Source organism: Idiomarina sp. 28-8 (assembly GCF_000320945.2).
In the GTDB taxonomy this organism is placed as follows: Bacteria; Pseudomonadota; Gammaproteobacteria; order Enterobacterales; family Alteromonadaceae; genus Idiomarina; species Idiomarina loihiensis.
Genome location: NZ_BANL01000056.1, coordinates 1 through 714, shown reverse-complemented (window position 1 = coordinate 714; position 714 = coordinate 1). Strand labels below are relative to the sequence as shown.

The 714-nt window shown below is 49.4% G+C and carries 1 tRNA gene and 1 rRNA gene; both read right to left on the bottom strand.

The window, feature by feature from the left end:
- A 23S ribosomal RNA gene (locus RJ32_RS00110) occupies positions 1 to 101 on the bottom strand; the annotation flags it as partial.
- Between the two features lie 247 nt (positions 102 to 348).
- Positions 349 to 424: transfer RNA gene (locus RJ32_RS00105), tRNA-Ala, on the bottom strand.
- Between the last annotated feature and the right edge of the window lie 290 nt (positions 425 to 714).

Below are 714 nucleotides of genomic sequence, written 5' to 3'. Positions count from 1 at the left end.
AAAGGCCTCTTACTGGCTTATCATGGCTTATCGCAAGTTAGTACGTCCTTCATCGCCTCCAACTGCCTAGGCATCCACCGTGTACGCTTAGTCACTTAACCATACAACCCGAAGGTGTCTGGCATACGTGACCAAGATTGTTTGTTCTCGCTGTACACAAGTTCGATACGCCTCTACCAAATCAGTTTGTTCAAGTAGAGTGGCATTTCTTACTTTTAATATTACAATCAGCTTTTCATGTTGTTAAAGAGCACGTAACAATAAGTTACCGGTAAATGTTCTTCATTAAGAACGTTTAACGCTAACCATCGCTCCTGACGTGAACGTCAGGCTACGCAAGAGAAGAAATGGTGGAGCCAAGCGGGATCGAACCGCTGACCTCCTGCGTGCAAGGCAGGCGCTCTCCCAGCTGAGCTATGGCCCCGAATGCTTGCCTGAAGTTTCGATAGCGGCGTTGCGCGATTCGTTCAATCAGTCACATACCATCGAGGTATGCTCCTTCAATCACTCAACGTGCGCCTTGCTCTCAAAGCTTCATGCTGCGCGTGCTGACATCGGGAAAACCCTCTGTTTAACATCGCGGCAACCCTGACAAGGGAATCTCAAGGTTAGGCAAGGCCTTAAACCTGAAATGCTTTTGAGTGGCTGGCAAGGCGGAAAGGCGCGACGCATAGCCTGCTATGCGAGTGATTTTCCAACGCTGTCCAGGCGCTC